General features: G+C 64.5%; 19 protein-coding genes and 1 riboswitch. Of the genes, 9 read left to right on the top strand and 10 right to left on the bottom strand.

Going from position 1 to position 23,331, the window contains the following annotated elements; genetic code table 11:
* From nagA to DDF70_RS05720, 4 genes are all read right to left on the bottom strand, one after another.
* The coding region (gene nagA, locus DDF70_RS05705; protein WP_114943906.1) for an N-acetylglucosamine-6-phosphate deacetylase at positions 1–1,109 on the bottom strand (1,109 nt) is incomplete at its 3' end.
* A complete protein-coding gene (locus tag DDF70_RS05710; protein ID WP_114943907.1) occupies positions 1,109–2,161 on the bottom strand; it encodes an SIS domain-containing protein in 1,053 nt (350 codons plus the stop codon). The genes DDF70_RS05710 and nagA, both read right to left, overlap by 1 nt.
* Entirely contained in the window at positions 2,148–2,933 is a 786-nt protein-coding gene (locus tag DDF70_RS05715; RefSeq protein ID WP_114943908.1) for a GntR family transcriptional regulator, read from the bottom strand. The genes DDF70_RS05710 and DDF70_RS05715 overlap by 14 nt, the downstream gene beginning before the upstream one ends.
* Positions 2,930–3,811: a glucosamine kinase nucleotide-binding domain-containing protein gene (locus tag DDF70_RS05720; RefSeq protein WP_114943909.1), complete on the bottom strand. Its 882-nt coding sequence runs from the start codon at positions 3,809–3,811 to the stop codon at positions 2,930–2,932. Before DDF70_RS05720 ends, DDF70_RS05715 begins: the two co-directional genes overlap by 4 nt.
* Positions 3,812–4,188: 377 nt before the next feature.
* Between DDF70_RS05720 and DDF70_RS05725 the strand changes: the two genes are divergently transcribed.
* The 4 genes from DDF70_RS05725 (at position 4,189) to DDF70_RS05740 (ending at position 8,486) form a co-directional block, all read left to right on the top strand.
* The gene (locus DDF70_RS05725) at positions 4,189–5,478 is read left to right on the top strand and encodes an ABC transporter substrate-binding protein (protein ID WP_114943910.1); all 1,290 of its coding nucleotides are present in this window, start codon (positions 4,189–4,191) and stop codon (positions 5,476–5,478) included.
* A gap of 72 nt (positions 5,479–5,550) precedes the next feature.
* Positions 5,551–6,513 (top strand): carbohydrate ABC transporter permease, encoded by a 963-nt coding sequence (locus DDF70_RS05730; RefSeq protein WP_170316036.1) that lies wholly within the window; start codon positions 5,551–5,553, stop codon positions 6,511–6,513.
* Positions 6,514–6,520: 7 nt separating this feature from the next.
* Positions 6,521–7,369 (top strand): carbohydrate ABC transporter permease, encoded by an 849-nt coding sequence (locus tag DDF70_RS05735; protein WP_114943911.1) that lies wholly within the window; start codon positions 6,521–6,523, stop codon positions 7,367–7,369.
* Positions 7,370–7,394: 25 nt separating this feature from the next.
* Positions 7,395–8,486, top strand: a complete 1,092-nt coding sequence (locus tag DDF70_RS05740; RefSeq protein WP_114943912.1) for an ABC transporter ATP-binding protein — start codon at positions 7,395–7,397, stop codon at positions 8,484–8,486.
* Between the two features lie 103 nt (positions 8,487–8,589).
* Here the strand turns inward: DDF70_RS05740 and DDF70_RS05745 are convergent, their stop codons facing one another.
* From DDF70_RS05745 to DDF70_RS05765, 5 genes are all read right to left on the bottom strand, one after another.
* Positions 8,590–9,120: a dihydrofolate reductase family protein gene (locus DDF70_RS05745; RefSeq protein WP_114943913.1), complete on the bottom strand. Its 531-nt coding sequence runs from the start codon at positions 9,118–9,120 to the stop codon at positions 8,590–8,592.
* A gap of 410 nt (positions 9,121–9,530) precedes the next feature.
* Positions 9,531–10,232: a thiamine ABC transporter ATP-binding protein gene (locus DDF70_RS05750; RefSeq protein WP_114943914.1), complete on the bottom strand. Its 702-nt coding sequence runs from the start codon at positions 10,230–10,232 to the stop codon at positions 9,531–9,533.
* Positions 10,219–11,793: an ABC transporter permease subunit gene (locus tag DDF70_RS05755; RefSeq protein ID WP_114943915.1), complete on the bottom strand. Its 1,575-nt coding sequence runs from the start codon at positions 11,791–11,793 to the stop codon at positions 10,219–10,221. The genes DDF70_RS05750 and DDF70_RS05755 overlap by 14 nt, the downstream gene beginning before the upstream one ends.
* 9 nt (positions 11,794–11,802) lie before the next feature.
* Positions 11,803–12,807, bottom strand: coding sequence for a thiamine ABC transporter substrate binding subunit (gene thiB, locus DDF70_RS05760; protein WP_114943916.1), 1,005 nt, complete (start codon positions 12,805–12,807; stop codon positions 11,803–11,805).
* A 68-nt stretch (positions 12,808–12,875) separates the two neighbouring features.
* Positions 12,876–12,981, bottom strand: a riboswitch (TPP riboswitch).
* Between the two features lie 98 nt (positions 12,982–13,079).
* Positions 13,080–15,425, bottom strand: coding sequence for a Tex family protein (locus DDF70_RS05765; RefSeq protein ID WP_114943917.1), 2,346 nt, complete (start codon positions 15,423–15,425; stop codon positions 13,080–13,082).
* Between the two features lie 183 nt (positions 15,426–15,608).
* On the opposite strand from DDF70_RS05765, the gene DDF70_RS05770 reads away from it, so the two are divergent.
* The 5 genes from DDF70_RS05770 (at position 15,609) to DDF70_RS05785 (ending at position 21,887) form a co-directional block, all read left to right on the top strand.
* Positions 15,609–16,919, top strand: a complete 1,311-nt coding sequence (locus DDF70_RS05770; protein ID WP_114943918.1) for an Hsp70 family protein — start codon at positions 15,609–15,611, stop codon at positions 16,917–16,919.
* Between the two features lie 91 nt (positions 16,920–17,010).
* Entirely contained in the window at positions 17,011–19,797 is a 2,787-nt protein-coding gene (ppc, locus tag DDF70_RS05775; protein WP_114943919.1) for a phosphoenolpyruvate carboxylase, read from the top strand.
* 100 nt (positions 19,798–19,897) lie between these two features.
* Positions 19,898–20,071, top strand: a complete 174-nt coding sequence (locus DDF70_RS37330) for a hypothetical protein (RefSeq protein WP_009493188.1) — start codon at positions 19,898–19,900, stop codon at positions 20,069–20,071.
* A gap of 89 nt (positions 20,072–20,160) precedes the next feature.
* A complete protein-coding gene (locus tag DDF70_RS05780; RefSeq protein WP_114943920.1) occupies positions 20,161–21,084 on the top strand; it encodes a dihydrodipicolinate synthase family protein in 924 nt (307 codons plus the stop codon).
* Positions 21,085–21,107: 23 nt separating this feature from the next.
* On the top strand, positions 21,108–21,887 hold the full coding sequence (locus tag DDF70_RS05785) for an SDR family oxidoreductase (RefSeq protein ID WP_114943921.1): 780 nt from the start codon (positions 21,108–21,110) through the stop codon (positions 21,885–21,887).
* Between the two features lie 45 nt (positions 21,888–21,932).
* On the opposite strand, the gene chrA is transcribed toward DDF70_RS05785, so the two are convergent.
* Entirely contained in the window at positions 21,933–23,330 is a 1,398-nt protein-coding gene (gene chrA / locus DDF70_RS05790) for a chromate efflux transporter (protein WP_245435384.1), read from the bottom strand.
* Position 23,331: the final 1 nt, after the last annotated feature.

A 23,331-nucleotide genomic window follows, 5' to 3' on the forward strand; every position in this document is an offset into this window, starting at 1 on the left:
GTCTGCCGCACCTGCAGGCCCTCGTCGAGGAGAACGAGATCGGCGCGATAGCCGGGCGCGATGCGGCCCAGTTCGTGATCGAGCTTCAGGAATTGAGCGGGGATCAGCGATGCCATTCGCAGCACGTCCGGCAGGGCAAGCCCCAGCCGCTCGACGCTGTTGCGCACCGCGCTCGCCATGTCGAGGTCGGAGCCTGCAAGCGTTCCGTCCTCCGTGGTGAGCCTGCCGTCCCGGCGATAGATCGTGCGGCCGTGCAGGTCGAAGCTCGTCAGGTCCGTGCCGGTCACCGACATGGCGTCGGTGACGAGCATCATCCGCTCCGTGCCCTTGGCGGCAATCGCCACGCGCAGAGCCGCATCGCTCACGTGGTGCCCGTCGACGATGAGCCCGCACCAGGTGTCCGGGCTGTCGAGCGCCGCGCCCACGGGGCCCGGATCGCGCCCGGCCATGGGCGGCATCGCGTTGTAGAGATGCGTGAAACCCCGCAGCCCGTGGCGCGCCGCTTCCATGATGGTCGCGTAATCGCCGGCGGTATGCCCGGCGCAGACCAGCACGCCTGAAGCGGCCAAGCGGGCAATCGCCTCCATGCCGGTGCGCTCGGGCGCCAGCGTCACGAGCGTGCGGCCCTCGGTGAGTGAGGTCAGGATCGCGATGTCCTCATCCTCGATCGGGCGAATGAAGGCGGGGTTGTGCACGCCCTTGCGTTCGGGGCTGATGAAGGGGCCCTCGAGATGGATGCCGAGAACGCCGGGCACGCGGGCGGCCAGGGCCGCGCGCATGGCCTCCACGGCTTCCGCCATGGTCTCGCGGGTATCGGTGATGAAGGTCGGCAGAAGGCCGGTGGTGCCATAAGTCCTGTGGGCCTCGGCAATCGTCCGGATGCCCTCAACGCTGCGCACGTCGTTGTAGAGCACGCCGCCGCCGCCATTGACCTGCACGTCGATGAAGCCCGGGGCGAGCAGGCCCTCGATCCGGTGGCGCTCGATGCCGGTGCCCAGATCCTGCTCGTGCGGCAGGCCGAGGATGCGGCCGTTCTCGATCACGACGGCGCGGCCGGCGAGCATGTGCGCGCCATCGAACAGGCGGGCTCCCACGAGGGCGATCGGCATCAGACGGTCTCCGTCACCTTGCGCAGGCGCGGCGGGTTGTCGGGATTGCGGCCGCGCGCCAAGGCAATGGCATTCACGAGGGGGTAGAAGCTCTGGATGAGCGCGATGGGCGCCAGATAGGGATGCGCATCCTCGATCCCCGGCAGGGCGACGCTCGCCCGGCCCTCCGCGGCACCGGCGACGATGACGGGAACGCCCTGCTCGTGCAGCTTCGTCACGAGATCATTGACGCCGCTCAGGGTCTCGTCGCGCTGGCTGAGCACCAGGATCGGGAAGTGGTCGCCCGCCAGCGTCCAGGGGCCGTGCATCAGCTCGGCGGCGCTCATCGCCTCCGCGTGGACGCCGGAGGTCTCCTTGAGCTTGAGGGCGGCTTCCTGCGCGACGGCGAAGCCCACGCCGCGCCCGACGACGAACAGGTTGTTCGCGTCCGACAACTCGGGAAGCGCCGCCGACCAATCGGTCGCGGACGCGCGGGCCAGCACATCCGGCAGGGTGTCGAGGGCCGCCAGCAATTCCTGATCCTGCGACCAGTGCGCCACGAGCTGCAATCCTGCCGCGAGCGCCGCGATGAAGGATTTCGTGGCCGCGACGCTCTTCTCGGGGCCTGCATGCAACGGCAGCACGACCTCGCAGGTGGAGGCGAGCGGCGATGTCGTGTCGTTCACGAGCGCCACCGTCAGGGCGCCGTCGTCACGCCCAGCCTGGGCGAGGTTGAGGATGTCCGGGCTGCGGCCCGATTGCGACACGGCGAGGAACAGGGCGTCGCGCATGCGCGGGCGCGCCTCGTAGACGGAGGTCACGGACGGGCCGACGGACGCGGTGACGAGGCCGGAATGAATCTCGAGCAGGTATTTGACGAAGGTCGCCGCGTTGTCGGAGCTGCCGCGCGCGCAGGTCACGGCGAAGGGCGGCGGCGAGGCGCGCAGGCGCTCGCCGAGCTCGCGGCACAGGGGCGCGTTGCTCTCGAGGAGACGCGCGACCACCTGCGGCGCCTCCTGCGCCTCGCGCAGCATGGCCGTCGGGGAAGAAGCATTCGTGTCAGGTGTCATCATTGTGCATCCGTTCGGGCTGGCTGATGGTCAGCTCGGCCACGAAATCATAGGCATCGCCCCGGTAATAGGACGAGGTGAACTCGACGACCTCGCCCGTGGCTGTGAACGAGCGACGTTCGATGTAGAGCGCGGGACTCTGAGGCGGAACGCCGAGCAGCGAGGCCTGTTCCTCGTTCAACAGAACCGCGTGGAGGCGCTGCAGGGCGCGGGTCGGCATGAAGCCCTGCTCGTGCAGCACCGCATAGAGCGATTGCCTGACGAGGGAGGGATCGGGCAAGACCTTCGAGGGGATGACCGCGTTCTCGATCGCCATGGGAATGCCGTTGGCGAGGCGCAGGCGGTTGACGCGGCTCACCAGATCTCCCGGCGAGAGGCCGAGCGCCATCAGCTCGTCCGTGGAGGCCGGTCCGGTCGAGCGGCTCAGCATCACGGCCGATGAGCTCAGGCCGCGCGCCGACATGTCGTCGGTGAAGCTCGACAGGCGGGACAGCGGTTGTTCGAGGCGCATCTGCGGGGCGATGAAGGTGCCCGATCCCCAGCGCTGGACGAGCACGCCCTTCTGCACCAGCCCGGTGATGGCCTTGCGCACCGTGACGCGCGAAATGCCGAGCTGCTTGGCCAGGTCCCGCTCGCCCGGAAGCGCCGCATCCGCCTTGAGTGCTCCCTTGCGGACCGCCTCCTCGATGGATTGCTGAAGCTGGAGATAGAGCGGCGTGGGGTTGCCTTCATCGAGGGGTACGAAGGCGAGCGGCTCGCTGGATTGCTCGTTCATGGCCGAGGCTCCTGGAGAGCCGTGCGGGCCAGCAGGATGGCCCCGTCGAGCGCGTCGGCCATGGGTTCCGTGATGGTTCGCTGGATGGGAGGCGACAGCCAGGGGCGGAGCGGCTCCGACAATCCGCCGAAAAGGCAGATGGCGGGGGCGCCGAGGTCGAGCAGGCGCATGCCGATCGCGCTCAAGCCGGCGGCCGCATTCTCGATGATGGCGATGCCGAGAGGGTCGCGCTTCTCCGCATGCTGCAGGACGAGCGGCGCATAGCGCCCGTAATCGGCCGGGCGGGCCTTGCCGACCCAGTCGATCAGGATCTCGAGGTCGTTCTTGAACTCGGCCAGGACCGTATCGGAGAGCGGCGTCGAGGCGATGCGGCCATCATGGGCCCAGATGCAGCGGCGCAGCAATTCCCTCCCGATGGCGGCGCCGCTGCCTTCGTCGGATATCTCGTAGCCCCAGCCGCCGACATAATGGCACTGGCCGCTGGTGCCGCCATAGCCGCAGGAGCCGGTGCCGACGATCAGGATGGCGCCGTCGCCGCCCTTGAAGGCACCGAGCCAGGCCGTGTGGGCATCCGTCTCGATCTCGAAGGAGGCGAATGGGTGGGCGCGCGACAGAAGGCGCTCGACCGCGCTGGTCTGCCCGGCGCCGGCCGCCCCCATGCCGGCGTGAATGCGCTCGAGATCGCTCTCCTGAAGCCCCGCCTGTGCAAGCGCCTCGCGGCAGGCGGTCAGGAGCGAGGTCCAGACCAGATCGGGATCGAGGCGGATGTTGGACGGCCCGCCCGTTCCCTCGCCCAGGAGCGTTCCTTTCGCATCGCGCAGCCGCGCCTGGCACTTGGTGCCGCCGCCGTCAATGCCAAGGAACAACAGGTCGGTCATGCAAAGGGATCTCTGAAAGGGATCTCGGAGTCGATCTTACGGACAGGCACCATGCCACTTAATGTCCAGTTCGGGAAGAGGCGCCGGCATGGAAACTCCGGCCGTGTTGTCCACAGCCCTGAGGGTGATCATCCGGCCAGAGTGCAAAGCGTCGAAAATGCAGAGCCGGCAAATTGTGCGTGGTGTCCGCAAAGAGGAGTTGTCTTTGCATTTTGCCGATACCAATATGAGGTCACTTGTCCAAAGGGCTTTCCGGTGGAACAGTCAGACTAGACCGTGGGAAAGCACAAGAATGCGATAAAATCGGCACGGGACAATCAGAGGGCCATCAATTCGGGGGCGTTCGGAACGCCTCTCGGTCACGGAGGACGAAAACGATGAAGAAACTCCACTCGAAAGCTTTCCTGCGCCGTGCAGGGCGGTTGCTCGCGGGCGCCTCGGTGGCCGCGACGGCTCTTGCTTTCGCCCATGCCGCGTCGGCCCAGACGCTCACCATCGAGAGCTGGCGCAACGACGACGCGGATGTCTGGAACACCAAGATCATTCCGGCCTTCAACAAGAAGCATCCCGACATCAAGGTGCAGTTCAAGGCCGATCCGCCGACCGAGTACAACGCCGCCCTCAACGCGCGCCTCGCCGGCGGCACGGCGGGCGACCTCATCACCTGCCGCCCGTTCGATGCCTCCCTGGACCTGTTCAAGAAGGGCAACCTGGTTTCCGTCAACGACGTAAAGGGCATCGAGAACTTTTCCGACGTGGCCAAGAGCGCCTGGTCCACGGACGACGGCAAGACCACCTTCTGCATGCCGATGGCCTCGGTCATCCACGGCTTCGTCTACAACAAGGAAATCTTCGACGAGCTCAAGCTCACGCCGCCGAAGACCATGGCCGAGTTCCACGCGGTGCTCGACAAGATCAAGGCCGACGGCAAGTACACGCCGATCGCCATGGGCACGGCCGACCAATGGGAAGCCGCCACCATGGGCTTCCAGAACATCGGCGTGAACTACTGGAAGGGCGAGGAGGGCCGCAAGGCGCTCATCGAGGGCAAGCAGAAATTCACCGACCCGGCCTATGTGGACGTGTTCAAGGAATTGGCGAGCTGGGCTCCCTACATGGGCGACGGCTACAAGTCGCAGAAATATCCGGACACGCAGAACCTGTTCACGCTGGGCCGCGCGGCGATCTACCCGGCCGGCTCCTGGGACGTTCCGATCTTCCGCAAGCAGGCCGATTTCCAGTTCGACGCCTTCCCGCCGCCCGTCGTAAAGGCCGGTGACAAGTGCTACATCAGCGACCACACCGACATTGCGATTGGTATCAATGCCAAATCGAAGAATGTCGAGGCGGCCAAGACCTTCCTGTCCTGGGTGGCATCCCCTGAATTCGCCGAGATCTACGCCAACGAGCTGCCGGGCTTCTTCCCGCTCTCCAACGCGAAGGTCGAGGTGAAGGACCCGGTCGCGGCGAAGTTCGTCGGCTGGCGCGGCACCTGCGAAAGCTCGATCCGCAACTCCTACCAGATCCTGGCCCGCGGCACGCCGAGTCTCGAGAACGAGCTCTGGAACGTGAGCGCCCAGGTGATGAACGGCAGCATGAAGCCGGAGGAGGCCGCCAAGAAGGCCGAGGACGGCCTTGCCAGCTGGTACGAGCCGCACAAGAAGTAAGCGCCGACAACGACAGGGCGGGCCGCTTCCGAAAGGCGGCCCGCTTTTCCTTCTCCTTCGGCCCGGAGCAGCATGACGGATCTCACGGCTTCACAGGTTCAGTCGACGGGCGCGGTGCCGGCTCGCTCGCGCTTTCCCGTCCACATCGCGGTCTTCCTCGCGCCGGCGGTTGCGATCTACACGCTGTTCTCGATCTATCCCCTGATCGACACGATCCGCCTGAGCCTTTACGCGGGCGACGAGGCCGGGATCCGCAGCTTCGTCGGCCTGCAGAACTTCCGGACCCTTCTGGCCGATCCCAACTGGTCGGGCCAGTTCTGGAACGCGCTGCGCAACAACCTGATCTTTTTCGCCATTCACATGGTGGTGCAGAACGGCATCGGCCTGGGGCTCGCCATGCTGCTCAGCCTGCCGCGGCTCACCGGCGGCAGCGTCTACCGCACGCTCATCTTCCTGCCGACCATGCTGTCCGTCGTCATCATCGGCTTCATCTGGCAGCTCATCCTCAATCCGCTCTGGGGCATCGCGCCGAGCCTCCTGAAAGCCGTGGGCCTGGGAAGTCTCTTCGGCCCATGGCTCGGCCAGGAATCGACGGCCCTGCTCACCGTCTCCCTCATCTCGGTCTGGCAGTTCGTCGGCATTCCTATGATGCTGATCTATGCCGCGCTCCTGAACATTCCCGACGATCTGCTCGATGCCGCCACCGTCGACGGGGCAGGGCCCTTCAGCGTGTTCTGGTTCGTGCGCCTGCCCCTGATCCTGCCGACGCTCGGCGTCGTGTCGATCCTGACCTTCGTGGCCAACTTCAATGCGTTCGACCTGATCTACGCGATCAAGGGCGCGCTCGCGGGTCCGAATTTCTCGACCGACATTCTCGGCACGTTCTTCTACCGCACCTTCTTCGGCTTCCAGCTTCAGGTCGGCAGCCCGACCATGGGGGCGGCGGTGGCCACCGCCATGCTCGTCATCATCCTGATCGGCGTGCTGATCTATCTGTTCGGCGTGCAGCGGCGGCTGCAGCGGCACACGTTCTGAGGGCGCCATGGGACCAACCGTCAGAGGAACAATTGTCAGGCCCGGTCGCATCGCCGTCCACATCGCCCTGATCCTCTACACGATCCTGGCGCTGGGACCGATCCTGCTCATCCTGGTCAACGCCTTCAAGACGCGGCGCGCGATCTTCGCCGATCCGCTCGGGCTTCCCAACGGCCAGACATTCACGACCATCGGGTTCGACCGGGTCTTCGCCAATGCGGATTTCGGTCTCTATTTCTTCAACAGCCTGACGGTCACGCTGGTCTCCCTCGTGCTGATCGTGCTCATCGGCGCCATGGCCGCCTGGGCGCTGACGGAATACAGGTTTCCCGGCAACACCCTGCTCAGCCTCTATCTTGCCATCGGCATCATGGTGCCGATCCGCCTCGGGAGCGTCAGCATCCTGCGCATGATGGTGGAGCTTAATCTCGTCAACACGCTCACCGCGCTCATCCTCGTCTATGTGGCGCAAGGATTGCCGCTCGCCATCCTGATCCTCGGCGAGTTCATCCAGCAGATTCCGAAGGACCTGCGCGATGCCGCGCGCTGCGACGGGGTGAGCGAGTACAGGATCTTCTTCAGCATCATCCTGCCGCTCATCAGCCCGGCCGTCGCAACGGTCGCCGTCTTCACCATGGTGCCGGTCTGGAACGATCTCTGGTTCCCGCTGATCCTGGCGCCCGGCGATGGCAAGCAGACGATCACCCTGGGCGTCCAGCAATTCATCGGCCAATACGTGACGGACTGGAACGCCGTGCTGGCGTCGCTGACCCTGGCGATCGCTCCCGTCCTCGTCCTCTATCTTGTCTTCTCGCGCTATCTCGTGCGCGGCCTCACGGCCGGCGCCGTGAAATGACGCCTCATGGTTGGAATTGAACGCGATGGCTGATGTTTCCCTGCACGGTGTTGCCAAGTCCTTCGGCGCGACGGAGATCCTGCGCGACATCGATCTCTCGGTCGATGACGGGGAGTTCGTCGTCTTCGTCGGCCCGTCCGGCTGCGGCAAGTCCACGCTGCTGCGCATCATCGCGGGCCTTGAGACGGTGAGCGGCGGCGAGATCAGGATCGACAGCCGGCGGGTGAACGAGCTGCCGCCGGCGGACCGCAAGATCGCGATGGTGTTCCAATCCTACGCGCTCTACCCGCATATGAACGTCTACAAGAACATGGCCTTCGGGTTGAAGTTCGCCAAGACGAACAAGGCGGAGGTGGACCGCCGCGTGCGGCAGGCGGCGGAAATTCTGAAGCTCACTCCGCTCCTCGACCGTAAGCCGCGGGAGCTGTCGGGCGGCCAGCGCCAGCGCGTCGCCATCGGCCGGGCCATCGTGCGCAACCCGAGCGTCTTCCTGTTCGATGAACCGCTCTCCAATCTCGACGCAGCGCTGCGCGTCAACACGCGGCTCGAGATCGCCAAGCTGCATCGCGACCTCGGCGCCACGATGATCTACGTCACCCACGATCAGGTCGAGGCCATGACGCTCGCGTCGAAGATCGTGGTGATGAACCATGGCCGGATCGAGCAGGTGGGTGCGCCGCTGGAACTCTACCGCTATCCGCGCAACCTGTTCGTCGCCGGCTTCATCGGCTCGCCACGGATGAATTTCATCAAGGGGCAGGTCCTGCGTGTCGAGGGGAGCAGCGCCATTGTCGGCTTCGCCGGTACGGAGACGTCAGTCGATGTGAAGGCAGGCAGCCTGTCGGCCGGCGACCATGTCACGATCGGCATCAGGCCCGAGCACATGGAAGAGGGCGGAGGCGACGCAGCCTCGCTGCGCGGCACCATCGACGCGGTCGAGCAGTTGGGCGAGTCGAGCTATGTCTACATGAAGCTCGCGAGCGGCGACGACGTGATCGTCCGCGCCCCGGGTGAGACCGATGCGGCGCCCGGCGGTTCCTACACGGCCCACGTGCCGCGCCGGGCCCTGCACGTGTTCGATGCGTCGGGCGTGTCGGTTCTCGCCGGGCGGGGGTGAGTGCTTCGTAGAGCCGAGCTTGATCCGAAAGGATGCACCGAGGGCGGCTGTTCCCGATCCAACAAGCCTCTTCCTCATCTGTCCGCCAAGCTATTCGCCGTGACTATGCTGGAACGTATGTCAGCCTGATCACGTCCTCGCCGATACGATCGCTCGCCAGGAGGCGAAGTCGAGGGCGCGGCCCGGCGAAGAGCGGCTTGCCGCCGCCGAGCACGACGGGATGGAGGTACAATCGGTACTCGTCGACAAGGCCCAGGTCGGTCAGAAATCCCGCGAGCTCCGGACCGGAAACTTCAATCTCTCCATCGAACTGAGCTTTGAACCGGCGTATCGTCGTCTCCACATCATCCTTGATAAGAGTGGCGTTCGGGCCAACCGACCCCAACGAGCGCGACACGACCCACTTTGGTTGGCTCCGCCACGCCGTCGCATAATCACGCTCGGCCTCGTCCCACTCGGAGCGATCCTCGTCCCAATACCGCATCACCTCGTACATGCGGCGACCGTATACGGTGCCGGCGACGCTGCGCACGTCATCGATGAAATGACGGAAAACCGCAGGATCAGGCGAAAATGCATCGTGGTCGACATAGCCGTCCAGCGACTGATTCAATGCAAAGACGAGCCTCGCCATGCAGGATCCTCTCTCGCTACGTCCTCGAAGTCTGCCGAAGGTACGTGGAAATGCAGCGGCCTACAATCCAGCCACCCACTTGCAGCCATTTCCAGGAAGCGCTCCGTCGTCATCCCCGGCGGTCCAAAGGACCGGGAAGGGGATCTACGATCACACTCAGCGCTATGGATTCCCTTCCCCTGCGCTCCGGCCGGGAATGACACCTTAGAGCATCGGACGCAAATTCGAACTCACGTCCAATGCTCTAAGCTTTTGTTTCCCTGCATCTTTGCACGCAAAACCGGTTCCCACTTTTGCGTTCGAAGCTCTAGCGCCTCACATGATCGAGATCACCAGCACAAGGCCAGTGATGACGAGCGAAGGTGTCTATCTCAATAGCATGAGAGAACGAGGGTGCTCGGTATGCACTTTCACGAATCCGACACAGCCGACGCGATCCTTGGGGCAAGCGCGCTGGTGAGAATATCAGTGGGCTTTCCCGACGCCACGACCTGCCCGTCGGCCACGAAGGCCATCTGGTCGGCCACATCGGCCACGTCCTCGGGTGTGTGGATCGTCATGAGGATGGTGACGGGGCGTTTGCGCCGCAATGCGTCGACGAGCAGGATCATGTCGCGGCGGAGCGCCGGATCGAGGCTGCTGAAAGGTTCGTCGAGAAGAATGAGCGGGCGTCCCGAGACCAGCGCGCGCGCCAGCGCCACGCGCTGCCGCTGCCCGCCCGACATCTCGCCGGGCCTGCGATCCTCGAAGCCATCGAGGCCGACCGCGTCCAGTATCTCGCTGACGAGGCGCTTCTCATCCGCGCTCAATCGCAGAGACGGGCGCAGGCCCAGGGCGACGTTCTGCGCCGCGCTTAGGTGCGGGAACAGGTTGTGGTCCTGGAACACGATGGCCGCCGGGCGCTTGGCCGGTTCCAGCGGAAGGAGGTCCCGGCCGTCGAAAGTCAGGGTGCCGCTCTCAGGGACCTCGAACCCGGCGATCATGTGGAGCAGGGTGGTCTTGCCGCCGCCCGACGGGCCGATGACGGCGCAGAGCTGTCCCGCCTGCACAGTCAGCGTGTAATCGGCCGCAAAATCGGGCCAGGTCAGGCGGCACTTCTCAATCACCAGCATGGGACAATCGACCGGACACGTGAGCGAGCAGAACGGCGAAAAGGACGATGACGAGGCCGATGCTCGACGCTTCGTCGAGCCGGTAGGCTCCGAGGCGTTCATAGAGAAGATAGGGCAGGGTTACCAGTTCCGTGCCGCCGAAGAGAGCGATGATGCCGAAATCGCCGAAGGACAGGGCCATGGCGAGCGCAAAACCCGCCGCGAGCGGGCGCTTGAGGGCGGGCCAGTCCATGATGGTCAGCTTCGACCAGCCGGTGAGGCCGAGAGATGCCGCAACGCGGCCGTAGCGTTCCTCGATGGTGAGGAGATGCGGCGCCACATAGCGATAGGCGAAGGGCACGGCGGCGAGGCCGTTGATGAGCGGCAAGAGGATGAGGCCCGCCATCGAGGGATCGCCGAAGCGTCGGATCAGCAGGAACAGGCCGGCGGTCAGGGCGAAGGGTGGAACGGCGAGAAGCGTGTCGGGCAGGAGATCGTAGAAGGCGGCGATCCGCGGCGAGCGCAGGGCGATGCGCCTCCGCCGCGCGGCGGAAGCGAGCGCATAAGCGAGGAGGCATGCCAGGATGGCGGCCGCACTCGCAATCGTCAGGCTCGTGACGAAGGCGCGGAGGAGATCCGCATCGAGCACGGCGGGCAGGCTGCGAAAGCCCGTCAGCACGCTGAACGCGAGCAGTCCGATGAACAGGGCGCTGACAACGAGCACGATGGCGTCGAGGGTCTTGAGGCGTTGGTTCTTCGCATCGGGGCGACGAACGAGGCTGCGGATCGTATGGCCGACCGGAGGGCGCGTGAAGGCCCAGTGGAGCAGACCCGTCATCGAGAGGCAAATCACGAGCTGGATCAGGGCGAGCCAGGCGACGCGGCCGAAATCGAGATCGATCTTGAGCGCCTCGTAGATCGCCACTTCGAGCGTGGAGCGGCTGGGACCTCCGCCGAGCGCCAGCACGATGGCGAAGCTCTTGAAGCACATCAGGAAGATGAGGCCCGCGATGCCGGGCAGCTCCGCCCGCAGCACCGGCCAGTCGAGATGGCGGAAGATCTGGAACGGCGTGAAGCCGAAAGCGCCGGCAAGCCGCCAGTGCTCGGCAGGCACCTGATTCAATCCGTCGAGGGTGATCCGCGCCACGAAGGGTCCGTTCAGGAACACATGGGCGATCAGGATTCCCGGATAGCCGAAGATGCTGAAACTGCTGCTGTGTCCGAAGAAGGCCAGCATGTCGGCAAGCCATCCGCTGCGGCCATAGACGGCGAAGACCGCGAACACGGCCACGATGGTCGGCAGCACCATCGTGGTGCTCAACGTTGCCAGGACGAGATCGCGTCCCGGAAACCGACGGCGTGCGAGCGCGAGCGCCAGGCCGATCCCGAGAGCAAGCGACAGCGCGGTCGAGAGCAGCGCCTGAACGATGGAGAAGGCGAGAACGCGCCCGAGATAGGGGCCGATGGAGAGAAGCGCGGGTGTCCCTCCGTCGACCGTGGCCAGAGCGACGAAGCCGCCCGCGACCAGACACACGATGGCGAAGGCCACCAGGCTTCCGGGATGGGGCAGCTTCAGAACCATGATCGGCGATCAGCGCGCCGTGGCGTTGAGCCAGGCATCCGTGAAGGCACGGCGGTTCTGCTGCACCTCCTCGGGGGTGAAGAGAAGCGCCTTGTCCGGCTGCACGAGGTTCTTGAAGGCATCGGGCAGGCCGGAAGCGGGCGTCTTGGCCGGCATCATCCAGTTGCCCTCGGGCATGGCCGACTGGAACGGCTCGCTGAGGATAAAGGCCATGAACGTCTTGGCAAGATCCGGCTGCTTCGTCGTGCGGGTCATGCCGGCCAGTTCCACGTGAAGGTAATGTCCCTCCGCGAAGGCGGCGGCCTTGTAGTTGTCCTTCTTCTCCGCGACGACGTGATAGGCCGGAGAGGTGGTGTAGGACATCACCATGTCGGCCTCGCCCTTCAGGAACAGGCCATAGGCCTCGGACCAGCCCTTGGTGAAGGTGACGATGCGTGGCTTGAGCTTGCCCCAGGCCTCACCGGCCTGGTCGCCATAGACCTTCTGCATCCAGAGCAGCAGGCCGAGCCCCGGCGCGCTGGTGCGGGGATCCTGCAGGACCACTTTCGGCCCGTTGGGGTTGTCGACCAGCTCCTTCAGGCTCTTGGGCGGATTGGCGAGCTTGTTGGCATCGTAGACGAAGGCGTAATAGCCCCAGTCGAATGGAAGGAAGGTGTCGTCACTCCATGTGATAGGAAGTGTCAGATCCCTACCATTCACGCCGTGGGGCGCGAAGAGGTTGAGCGACTTGGCCTCCGCCATGAGATTCATGTCGAGACCGACCACCACGTCGGCCTTGGTGTTCTCGCCTTCGAGCCGCAGCCGCCCGAGCAGGCTCCCGGCATCCTCGGCCGTGACCCAGTTCAGCTCGCAGCCGCAGGTCGCCTCGAAGCGCTCCTTGACGGTCTTGCCGGGACCGTATTTCCCGGCAAACGAGCTGTAGGTGTAGACGGTGAGCGTCGGTTTGGTCTGGGCCTGGGCAAGGCTTGTCGCGAGCACAAATGTCGCGAGGGTGAGAAACAGTCGGCGTAACATCAGGAGCGCTCCCATGCATGAGGCAGGCCGAACCGGCGGCGCAGATTGCACGGGGCATGGCTTTTCTGGCGATGTCGCATGCTCATTCCCTCCGCCGGCATGACCCGGATCAGGTTCGACGGGTCGGCGGCCTTGCCACCTCTCAGCCCTGGATGGGCTCCCCGTGAGACGCTTTGCTTCTAGAGCATCGGACCCAAAAGTGGAAGCCACTTTTGGGATCCGCACAATGCGCTTGGCAATTCAGGGGCGGCCACAAGCCGCCCCGGTCGCGCTTATTTCCGGCTGCCCTTGTCCTTGCCGCCGGCCATTGCGGCCCGGCGCAGGGCATCGGCCAAAGCGCCGCCTGAGGCTGAAGCCTGCGGGGCCGGTTTCCGTTCGTTCTGGGAGCGGTGCTTCTGGAACGCCGACCGGTTGTCGTCCTGGCGGCCCTGAGGCCGCTTCTCGGCAGGATCGCTCATGCGCATGGAAAGCGAGATGCGCTTCCTCGAAACGTCGACTTCAAGCACCTTGACCTTCACGATGTCGCCCGGCTTCACGACGGTGCGCGGATCCTTCACGAAGGTGTCGGCCAGTGCCGAGATATGCACGAGCCCGTCCTGGTGCACGCCCACATCGACGAAGGCGCCGAAGGCGGCCACGTTCGTGACGACGCCCTCCAGCACCATGCCGGGCTTCAGGTCGCTGATCTTCTCCACGCCTTCCATGAAGGTGGCGGTCTTGAATTCGGGACGCGGGTCGCGACCGGGCTTCTCGAGTTCGCTCAGGATGTCCTTCACGGTCGGCACGCCGAACTTCTCGTCCGTGAAGGCCTGCGGGTTGAGCTTCTTCAGGACGGCCCCGTTGCCGATCACGACCTTGATGTCGCTCTTCGTGGCTTCGAGAATGCGGCGCACGACCGGATAGGCTTCCGGATGAACACCGGAGGCATCGAGCGGGTCGTCGCCGTTCGGAATGCGCAGGAAGCCCGCGGCCTGTTCGAAGGTCTTGGGGCCCAGACCCGAAACCTTGGTCAGCGCCTTGCGGGTCTTGAACGGCCCGTTGGCATCGCGGTGCTCGACGATGTTCTTCGCCACCCACTCGCCGAGGCCCGACACGCGGGAGAGGAGCGGCGCGGAGGCAGTGTTGAGGTCGACGCCGACCGCGTTCACGCAATCCTCCACCACTGCATCGAGGGAGCGGGAGAGCTTGTATTCCGCGAGGTCGTGCTGGTACTGCCCGACGCCGATGGACTTCGGGTCGATCTTCACGAGCTCCGCCAGCGGATCCTGCAGGCGGCGCGCGATGGAGACGGCGCCGCGCAGGGACACGTCGAGATCCGGCAGCTCCTGGCTGGCAAAGGCAGAGGCGGAATAGACCGAGGCTCCCGCCTCTGAGACCATGATCTTGGTGAGCTTCAGGTCCGGGTGCTTCGACACCAGCTCGGCCGCGAGCTTGTCGGTCTCGCGCGAGGCCGTGCCGTTGCCGATGGCGACGAGTTCGACCTTGTGCACGCGGCAGAGCCGCGCCAGCGTCGCGATGGACTCATCCCATTGGCGCTTCGGCTCGTGCGGGTAGATGGTATCGGTTGCCACGACCTTTCCAGTCGCATCCACCACGGCCACTTTCACGCCGGTGCGGAAGCCTGGATCGAGGCCGAGTGTCGGGCGCGCGCCGGCGGGAGCCGCGAGCAGCAGGTCGCGCAGGTTGCCCGCGAATACCTTCACCGCCTCGTCTTCCGCGAGTTGCCAGAGCTTCATCTTCATGTCGAGTTCGATGGAGAACCGCAGCTTCGTACGCCAGGCCCAGCGCACGGTTTCCAGGAGCCATTTGTCGCCCGGACGGCCCTGGTCGACGATGCCGAAGGCGAGCGCGGTGCGGCCCTCATACCGGCTGACGTAGCCGGGCTCGGCAGCATCCTTGTCCTCCTCCATGCGAAGATCGAGGATCTCTTCCTTCTCACCACGAAACAGCGCGAGGATGCGGTGGGAAGGAAGCTTCGTCAGTGGCTCGGCAAAATCGAAGTAATCGGAGAACTTCGCCCCGTCCGTCTGCTTGCCGTCGCGGACCTTGGAGGTGAGGCTGCCGCGCTCCCAATAGATGTCGCGCAAGGAGCCCAGCAGCTCGGCGTTTTCCGAGAAGCGCTCGACGAGAATCGAACGAGCCCCTTCCAGCGCAGCCTCGGGCGTGGCGACCTCCTTCTCGGCGTTCACGAAGGCAGCGGCCGCGTCCTTCGGATCGCGGGCGGGCTCGCTCAGGAGGAGATCGGCCAAGGGTTCCAGCCCCGCCTCCTTGGCGATCTGCGCCTTCGTGCGCCGCTTGGGCTTGTAGGGCAGGTAGAGATCTTCGAGGCGTGCCTTGGTGTCGGCATTGTTGATCTGGAGTGCCAGCTCGTCGTTAAGCTTGCCCTGCTCGCGGATGCTGTCGAGGATCGTCTTGCGGCGGTCCTCCATCTCGCGCAGGTAGCGCAGGCGCTCCTCCAGTGTGCGCAGCTGGGCATCGTCCAGGGTGCCGGTGACTTCCTTGCGGTAGCGCGCGATGAAGGGAACGGTGGAGCCGCCGTCGAGCAGCTCGACGGCTGCCTTGACCTGCCATTCCTGAACATTCAGTTCGTTCGCAATGCGCTGACCGATGGATAGCATGAAAGTCTCCGAAAAAGCATAAGGCGCGGCTTCTACGGTGCCGGGCGCCTCCCGGTCAACGGGCCGTCCACAGCCCCGGGGTCGCAGTGCCGTTAGGGAATGAGGTGTTTGACTTTTCCCCTTGGCTTGTCTGGCCTTGGCGTATAGACCGTCCGGCCCTTCAAGCCGTCCTCCGAGGTGCCCATGCCCCCATCCCCTGATTTTTCCATCGGCATCGATTTCGGAACCAGCAACACGGTCGTGGCCATCGCGGATCCGGACGGGAATGTGGAGGCGCTCACCTTCGAGCATGGGGGAGAACGCCTCAAGGTTTATGTCACGGCGCTCTGCTTCTGGGACGAGCGGCACGGCAACGGCCTGCGCACGGAAGTGGAGGGCGGTCCCTGGGCCATCGAGCAGTTCCTCGAGGGGCTCCATGCCCACCGTTTCATTCAGTCCTTCAAGACCTTCGCGGCCAGCGCCACCTTCAAGGAAACCCGCATCTTCCGGGAGCGCTACGCTTTCGAGGACCTGCTGAGCGCATTCCTGCGCACGCTCGCGCATCACGGCGGCTCCCGGCTGGACTGGGGTGCCGGCAATGTCGTCATCGGCCGGCCGGTCCAGTTCGCGGGCTACAATCCGGACGACGATCTCGCCATGCGGCGCTACCGGACCGCCTTCGGACGGCTGGGGGCCGAGCAGGCCCGCTATGTCTATGAGCCGGTCGGTGCGGCCTTCTTCTATGCACGACAGCTCGATCACGACGCCACCGTCCTCGTGGCGGATTTCGGCGGAGGCACCAGCGATTTTTCGGTGATGCGGTTCTCGAAGGCCGGCGGCGCGCTGCGCGCCGAGCCGCTGGGACATGCAGGCATCGGCCTTGCGGGCGATGCCTTCGATTACCGGATCGTCGACAGGGTCGTGTCGCCGCGTCTCGGCAAGGGCGGGCTTTATCGCTCCATGGACAAGATCCTGTCGATCCCCAACCATTACTACGCCAACTTCGCCCGCTGGAACCAGCTCGCGATGATGAAGGGCAGCGGCGATCTGAAGGAGCTTCGGGAACTCGCCCGCGTCGCCCTGGAGCCGGAGCCGCTAGAGAAATTCATCGATATTATCGAATACGATTTGGGCTTTGCCCTCTATCGAGCGGTATCTTCCGCCAAGGTGGCGCTCTCCAACCATGAGGAGACGGATTTCCGCTTCCAAGGCGAGGGTGTCGACATACAGGCAAGGATCTCCCGGGCCGATTTCGAGTCCTGGATCGCCGAGGATGTCGGCCGGATTGCCCAGACGGTCGACGAGGCGCTTGCCAAAGCCGGTGTGAAGCCCGGTGAGATCGAACGGGTCTTCCTCACCGGCGGTACGTCTTTCGTCCCAGCGATCCGCCGCCTGTTCGTCGACCGATTCGGCGAGACGAGGCTGACATCCGCGGACCAGTTCGAGTCGATCGCCTATGGGCTGGCTCTCATCGGCCAATCGGAGGCGCCAGACCGCTGGGCAGTTGGAAACTAGGTCGAATTTAGAATAAAATTACGCTTGCAGTGGGGTATCAAAGGGTTTTATTTCGCAGTGCAACATATGCACATGAAGCGGGAGCTTTCCCATGTCCCTGATCAATCGCGACGTCACGCCCGAGAAGGACTTTCCCCTTCGCGACGACATCCGGCTTCTGGGGCGCATCCTCGGCGACACGATCCGAGAGCAGGAAGGCGAAGCGGCCTACGAGATCGTGGAGCGCATCCGCCAGACTTCGATCCGCTTCCATCGTGATGAGGATGAAATCGCCCGCCGCGAGCTCGAGACGATCCTGAACAGCCTCTCTCGGGGGCGTTCCAATCAGATCATTCGGGCCTACAGCTATTTCTCGCATCTGGCGAACATCGCCGAGGACCAGCACCATGTTCGCCGCTCCCGTGCCCATGCGATGGCCGGTGCGCACGCCATGGAGGCGTCGGCGCCGCGCGAGGGAACATTGGCACGGGCCCTCAAGCTCATCCGGGAGTCGGGCATCAGCCACAACGCGCTGCAGGCCTTCTTCGGCTCCGCACTCGTTTGTCCCGTCCTGACCGCGCATCCGACCGAGGTGCGCCGCAAGAGCACCATCGATCGGGAGATGGAGATCTCTCAGATCCTGGCGCAACGCGACCGGCAGCATCTGACGCCGGACGAGGAGGCGACCTGCCAGGAGGGCCTCCGCCGCGCCATCCTCACCCTCTGGCAGACGAGCATCCTGCGCCGGAACAGGCTCAAGGTGATCGACGAGGTCAACAATGGCCTCTCCTATTACGACTACACGTTCTTCAAGGAGCTGCCCCGTGTCTATGCGGCCCTGGAGGATCAGCTCGCGGCCATGGATCCGGTCTGGGAAAGCGTGGAGCTTCCCTCCTTCCTGAGGATGGGGAGCTGGATCGGAGGCGACCGTGACGGCAATCCCTTCGTGACGGCGGACGCTCTGCGTCAGGCTCTGCTGCTGCAGAGCAAGCATGCGCTCGGCTTCTATCTCGAAGAACTCCATTGCCTGGGCGCCGAGTTGTCGCTTGATGGGCGCTATGTGAACGTTTCCGATGAGGTTCAGGAACTCGCCAAAGCGTCTCCCGATCCATCGCCCCATCGCCAGGACGAGCCTTATCGCCGGGCTATCACGGGCATCTATGCGCGCCTCGCTTCAACCGCCGCCCGGCTCGGACATGGCGACGTGGCGCGTCACGCGGTGGGCGATGCGCCGGCCTATGGCGATGTCGAGGAATTCGAAGGCGATCTGTCGATCCTGCACCGCTCCCTGCGGGCGAACGGATCGGGTTCCCTGTCGCGTGGGCGCCTGCGCAAACTGCGCCGCGCCGTCGACGTGTTCGGCTTCCATCTGGCAAGCCTCGACATGCGGCAGAACTCCGACGTTCATCAACGCGTGGTCGCGGAACTCTTCGAGAAGGCGATTCCCGGCACCGATTACGAAGGACTGACTGAGGACAAACGTGTCGCCCTTCTCCTGGAAGAGCTCGCGACACCGCGCCCCCTGACCTCGCCCTATCTCGACTACTCGCCGGAAACCTCGTCCGAACTCGCCATCGTTCACGAGGCTTCCGAAGCGCACCGGCGCTACGGCCGCGCGGCCGTGCCGAACTACGTCATCTCCAAGGCGAGCGATCCGTCAGACATTCTGGAAGTGGCTCTTCTCCTGAAGGAAGCGGGTCTCTTGCGTCCACGCGACGGCGAGATGGACGTGAATATCATTCCGCTTTTCGAGACCATAGCGGACCTGCGCCATTGCAGCGGCGTGATGGATGCGCTCTTTGCGCTGCCCGATTACATGCGCCTGTTGCGCAGCCGAGATCAGGCGCAGGAGGTGATGCTCGGCTATTCCGACAGCAACAAGGATGGCGGCTTCCTCACGTCCGGCTGGGAACTCTACAAGGCGGAAATCGAGCTGATCGAGGTGTTCAAGCGCCATGGCGTGGCTCTCCGGCTCTTTCACGGTCGCGGCGGGTCGGTGGGCCGTGGCGGCGGGCCGAGCTATCAGGCAATCCTCGCGCAGCCCGGGGGCGCCGTGCAGGGCGCCATCCGCATCACGGAACAGGGTGAGGTGATCGCGGGCAAATACTCCAATCCGGATCTGGGGCGACGCAATCTCGAGATCCTGGCTGCCGCGACGCTTGAAGCGTCACTGCTGCATTCCGGGCAATCCGCTCCGCGCGAGGAATACCTGAATGCCATGGAGGAACTGTCGGACAGCGCTTTCAAGGCCTACCGGGCGCTCGTCTACGAGACCGAAGGATTCGAGCGCTATTTCTGGGAATCGACGGTGATCGGTGAGATCGCCAACCTGAACATCGGCAGCCGGCCCGCCTCGCGTACCAATTCACGGCGCATCGAGGATCTGCGCGCCATTCCCTGGGTGTTCGGCTGGGCGCAATGCCGCCTCATGCTGCCGGGCTGGTACGGCTTCGGTTCGGCTGTCAACGAGTGGCTCGAAAAGCGGCCCGACACCGGCTTGGCGCTGCTGCAGGAGATGTATCGCGAGTGGCCATTCTTCCAGGCGCTTCTGTCGAACATGGACATGGTGCTCGCGAAGAGCAATATCGCCATCGCGTCGCGCTACGCGAAGCTCGTCGAGGAGGACAGTTTGCGCGAGGCCATCTTCCCGCGCCTGCGCCACGAATGGGAGGATTCGATCAAGCAGCTGCTCGCCATCATGCAGCAGCAATCCCTGCTCGACGGCAATCCGCTTCTCGCCCGCTCGATCCGCAATCGCTTCCCCTATCTCGATCTGCTGAATCACCTGCAGATCGAATTGCTGAAGCGTCACCGTTCAGGCGATGCGGACGAGCAGGTCGTTCAGGGTATTCACCTGTCCATCAACGGCATTGCGGCCGGTCTGCGCAACAGCGGATAGGAAACAGAGTTTCGGAACCTGGTCGAACCTACTCGGTTTTAGTCCTTGGGCGCATCCCGGCAGGGTGCGCGACTGGATTTAAGCGTGAGAGGAGAAATTCATGTCCCGCGGTGACAAGTCCGCCTATACCGACAAGCAGAAGCGCAAGGCCGAACATATCGAGGAAGGTTACGAAAACCGCGGCGTCTCGGAGAAGGAAGCCGAGCGGCGTGCCTGGGCCACCGTCAACAAGCAGGACGGCGGCGGCAAGAAGGGCGGTTCCGGCCACCGCTAAAGGTATGAGGGCCGGCTGCAGCTAAGGTAGTGCACCAGGCGGAAAGCGGGTGTATGGAGGGACCCTGATCTCTCCTGCCCCATCCTGCCATGGAGGAAGCCTTGCTCACGAGTTCTGCCGCCGGCGTCTATGTCATCTGTCCCACGCCTTTCGAGAGCGATGGGCGTGTAGACGTCGCCTCGACCGACCGGATGGTCGAGGCATACCTGAAAGCCGGCGCCACCGGGTTGACGATTCTCGGCATCATGGGCGAAGCGCCCAAGCTGGCGGCTGATGAAGCTCTTGCCTTTGCCCGTCAGGTCATCGCCACGGTGGCCGGGCGCGTTCCTGTCATCGTCGGCGTTTCGGCCGCGGGCTTCGCCGCCATGTCGGGCCTGTCCTCCAAGGTGATGGACGCGGGCGCAGCCGGCGTCATGATTGCTCCACCCTCGACCCTCAAGACCGACGACCAGATTGTCTCCTACTATGCCGATGCGGTGGAAGCCATCGGGGCGAACGTGCCGTGGGTGATCCAGGATTACCCGCTCACGACCAATGTTGTCATGACGCCCAAGGTGATTATGCGGATCATCGAACAGAGCCCCTCCTGCGTGATGCTCAAGCACGAGGATTGGCCGGGCCTCGACAAAATCACGACGCTGCGCCGCGCGAGCGACGCCGGTCAGGTGCGCCGCGTGTCCATTCTCTGCGGCAATGGCGGCATGTTCCTTCCCTTCGAGATGGAGCGCGGCGCCGACGGCGCCATGACGGGCTATGCCTATCCGGAGATGCTGGTCGGCGTGGTCGATCTCATCAACCAGGGCAAGCGGAAGGAGGCGCACGATCTCTTCGACCGCCACCTGCCGCTGGTGCGTTACGAAACGCAGCCCGGCGTGGGGCTCGCCGTGCGCAAATACGTGCTGAAGCGACGCGGCATCATCGCGTCCGACACGCTGCGCAAGCCAGGGCCGAAGCTGAGCCCGGAAACCATTGCCGAAATCGAATGGCTGATGGAGCGCATCGAGCGCTCGTAATCTAAACAAGGGGAGTTTCACGAATGGAAACAGCGTTGAAAGGAAAGCGCGCGCTCGTTCTCGGCGCGAGCAAGGGGCTGGGCTTCGGCATCGCTCAAGGGTTGGCGGAGGAGGGCGCGCGCGTCGCCATCGCCAGCCGAACGATGGAAGGCTCGAAGGCGGCGGCCGATAAGATCGGCAGGGACGTTCTTCCCTTCATCTGCGACACCGGCAAGGTCGATCAGGTCGACGCGCTGGTGAAGGATGTAACGGCCGCGCTCGGTGGCGTGGATATTCTCGTGCTTAACAGTGGCGGCCCGCCGCCCGGCAAGGCGCAGGGCGTTTCGTCCGACCAGTGGCGCCAGTCGTTCGATGCCATGTTCGTCAATCTCGTGCGGATTGCCGATCAGCTGCTTCCCGGCATGATCGAGCGCAAGTTCGGCCGCATCATCTCCGTGATCTCCTCCGGGGTGATCCAGCCGATCCCGAATCTCGCCATCTCGAATGCCATCCGGCCCGCGCTGGTGGGCTGGGGCAAGACGCTCGCAAGCGAAGTGGCATCTTCGGGCGTGACAGTAAACGCCATCGCGCCGGGCCGCATCGCTACCGATCGCCTGAAGCAGCTCGATACCGCAAATGCGGAGCGCACCGGCCGCTCAGTCGAGGATGTGGCGGCTGCTGCGCGTGCCGGCATTCCGGCAGGCCGCTACGGTGAGATCGAGGAGTTCGCAGCCGCGGCCGTCTTCCTCGCGAGTGAGAAGGCCTCGTTCATGACGGGCTCGATTCTGCGCGTCGACGGTGGGCAGATTTCGTCCACGACCTGAAGCCGAAAAAATTCGAAGGTGAGGCGGCCTCCCGCCTCACCTCACTCAAGCGATGATCCCCGCCCAATAAATGGCGATTCCCGCCGCCGATGTCGCGGCAAGCGTCGGCAGCATCCCGGCGTGGAAGCGGAACATGGCCAGGATTGCAGCACCCGAGAGCACCAGCGCCCAAAGGTTGACGCTGTCCCACATTGGTGCGGCGAAACGGAACGGCCCCCATTCCACGGTCTGAACATTGCCGAAGATCGTGTGAATGCCGAACCAGATCGCTAGGTTCAGGATCACGCCGACGACGGCGGCCGTGATGGCCGAGAGGGCTCCGCCCAGAGCCCGGTTGCCGCGCAGGACCTCGATGTAGGGGGCGCCGAGAAAGATCCAGAGAAAGCAGGGCGTGAAGGTCACCCAGGTGGCGAGAAGACCGCCCAAGGTCCCGGCCAGCAGCGGATTGAGCGCATTAGCCTCCCGGAAGGCCGCCATGAAGCCCACGAATTGCAGCACCATGATCAACGGTCCGGGCGTCGTCTCGGCCATGCCGAGACCATCGAGCATCTCGCCGGGGCGCAGCCAGCCATAAGTGTCCACCGCCTGCTGCGCCACATAGGCCAGAACCGCGTAAGCGCCGCCGAAGGTGACCATCGCCATCTTGGAGAAGAAGATCGCGATCTGGCTGAAGACGTCGCCTCTGCCGAAGATCAGGACGAGCATCAGAACGGGCGCGAGCCAGAGAGCCAGCCAGATCGCCGCCACATACACGCTTCGTCTCACGTTCGGGGACGCGTGGGCCGGAAGATGCTCGCCCAGGAGATTGCCTCGTTCCCCTGCGCCGTTGTCCTGCCCACCCGATTGGAACTGCGGAAGGCCTGCTCGCCCGCCGAGAAGGCCGATCAGACCGGCTGCGAACACGATCAGCGGGAAGGGTGCACCGAGGAAGAAGATCGCCACGAAGGCTGCCGCCGCGAGGCCGATCAGAATGCGGTTCTTGAGGGCCCGCCTGCCGATCCGCAGCACCGCTTCGAGCACGATGGCGAGCACGGCTGCCTTCAGGCCGAAGAAGAGCGCCGCAACGATGCCGACCTTGCCGTAGAGGGCATAGATCCAGCTCAGTCCCATGATGGCCACGATGCCGGGCAGGATGAACAATCCGCCCGCCATGAGGCCGCCGAGGGTGCGATGCATGAGCCAGCCCACATAGGTGGCCAGCTGCTGCGCCTCCGGGCCCGGCAGCAGCATGCAGTAGTTGAGGGCATGGAGAAACCGGTTCTCGGAAATCCAGCGTTTCTCCTCGACCAGGATCCGGTGCATCACCGCGATCTGCCCGGCAGGCCCGCCGAAACTCAAGGCCGCGACGCGCAGCCAGACGCGGAAAGCCTCGCCGAGCGAGACGCCATGCTCCGCTGGAACCTGATCGACACGCTTGTCCGAGTTCTGAGCGATGTCCGTCACG

Origin of the sequence: Microvirga calopogonii (assembly GCF_003347665.1) — a bacterium.
GTDB classification, from domain to species: domain Bacteria; phylum Pseudomonadota; class Alphaproteobacteria; order Rhizobiales; family Beijerinckiaceae; genus Microvirga; species Microvirga calopogonii.

Excerpts from the sequence above, each read along its gene's own strand:
- DDF70_RS05740 (WP_114943912.1), top strand. The coding sequence starts at position 7,395 with ATGGCTGATGTTTCCCTGCACGGTGTTGCCAAGTCCTTCGGCGCGACG.
- DDF70_RS05735 (WP_114943911.1), top strand. The coding sequence starts at position 6,521 with ATGGGACCAACCGTCAGAGGAACAATTGTCAGGCCCGGTCGCATCGCC.
- DDF70_RS05720 (WP_114943909.1), bottom strand. The coding sequence starts at position 3,811 with ATGACCGACCTGTTGTTCCTTGGCATTGACGGCGGCGGCACCAAGTGC.
- DDF70_RS05710 (WP_114943907.1), bottom strand. The coding sequence starts at position 2,161 with ATGATGACACCTGACACGAATGCTTCTTCCCCGACGGCCATGCTGCGC.
- DDF70_RS37330 (WP_009493188.1), top strand. The coding sequence starts at position 19,898 with ATGTCCCGCGGTGACAAGTCCGCCTATACCGACAAGCAGAAGCGCAAG.
- DDF70_RS05770 (WP_114943918.1), top strand. The coding sequence starts at position 15,609 with ATGCCCCCATCCCCTGATTTTTCCATCGGCATCGATTTCGGAACCAGC.
- DDF70_RS05780 (WP_114943920.1), top strand. The coding sequence starts at position 20,161 with ATGGAGGAAGCCTTGCTCACGAGTTCTGCCGCCGGCGTCTATGTCATC.
- DDF70_RS05715 (WP_114943908.1), bottom strand. The coding sequence starts at position 2,933 with ATGAACGAGCAATCCAGCGAGCCGCTCGCCTTCGTACCCCTCGATGAA.
- ppc (WP_114943919.1), top strand. The coding sequence starts at position 17,011 with ATGTCCCTGATCAATCGCGACGTCACGCCCGAGAAGGACTTTCCCCTT.
- DDF70_RS05725 (WP_114943910.1), top strand. The coding sequence starts at position 4,189 with ATGAAGAAACTCCACTCGAAAGCTTTCCTGCGCCGTGCAGGGCGGTTG.
- DDF70_RS05755 (WP_114943915.1), bottom strand. The coding sequence starts at position 11,793 with ATGGTTCTGAAGCTGCCCCATCCCGGAAGCCTGGTGGCCTTCGCCATC.
- DDF70_RS05730 (WP_170316036.1), top strand. The coding sequence starts at position 5,551 with ATGACGGATCTCACGGCTTCACAGGTTCAGTCGACGGGCGCGGTGCCG.
- DDF70_RS05765 (WP_114943917.1), bottom strand. The coding sequence starts at position 15,425 with ATGCTATCCATCGGTCAGCGCATTGCGAACGAACTGAATGTTCAGGAA.
- DDF70_RS05785 (WP_114943921.1), top strand. The coding sequence starts at position 21,108 with ATGGAAACAGCGTTGAAAGGAAAGCGCGCGCTCGTTCTCGGCGCGAGC.
- DDF70_RS05745 (WP_114943913.1), bottom strand. The coding sequence starts at position 9,120 with ATGGCGAGGCTCGTCTTTGCATTGAATCAGTCGCTGGACGGCTATGTC.
- thiB (WP_114943916.1), bottom strand. The coding sequence starts at position 12,807 with ATGTTACGCCGACTGTTTCTCACCCTCGCGACATTTGTGCTCGCGACA.
- DDF70_RS05750 (WP_114943914.1), bottom strand. The coding sequence starts at position 10,232 with ATGCTGGTGATTGAGAAGTGCCGCCTGACCTGGCCCGATTTTGCGGCC.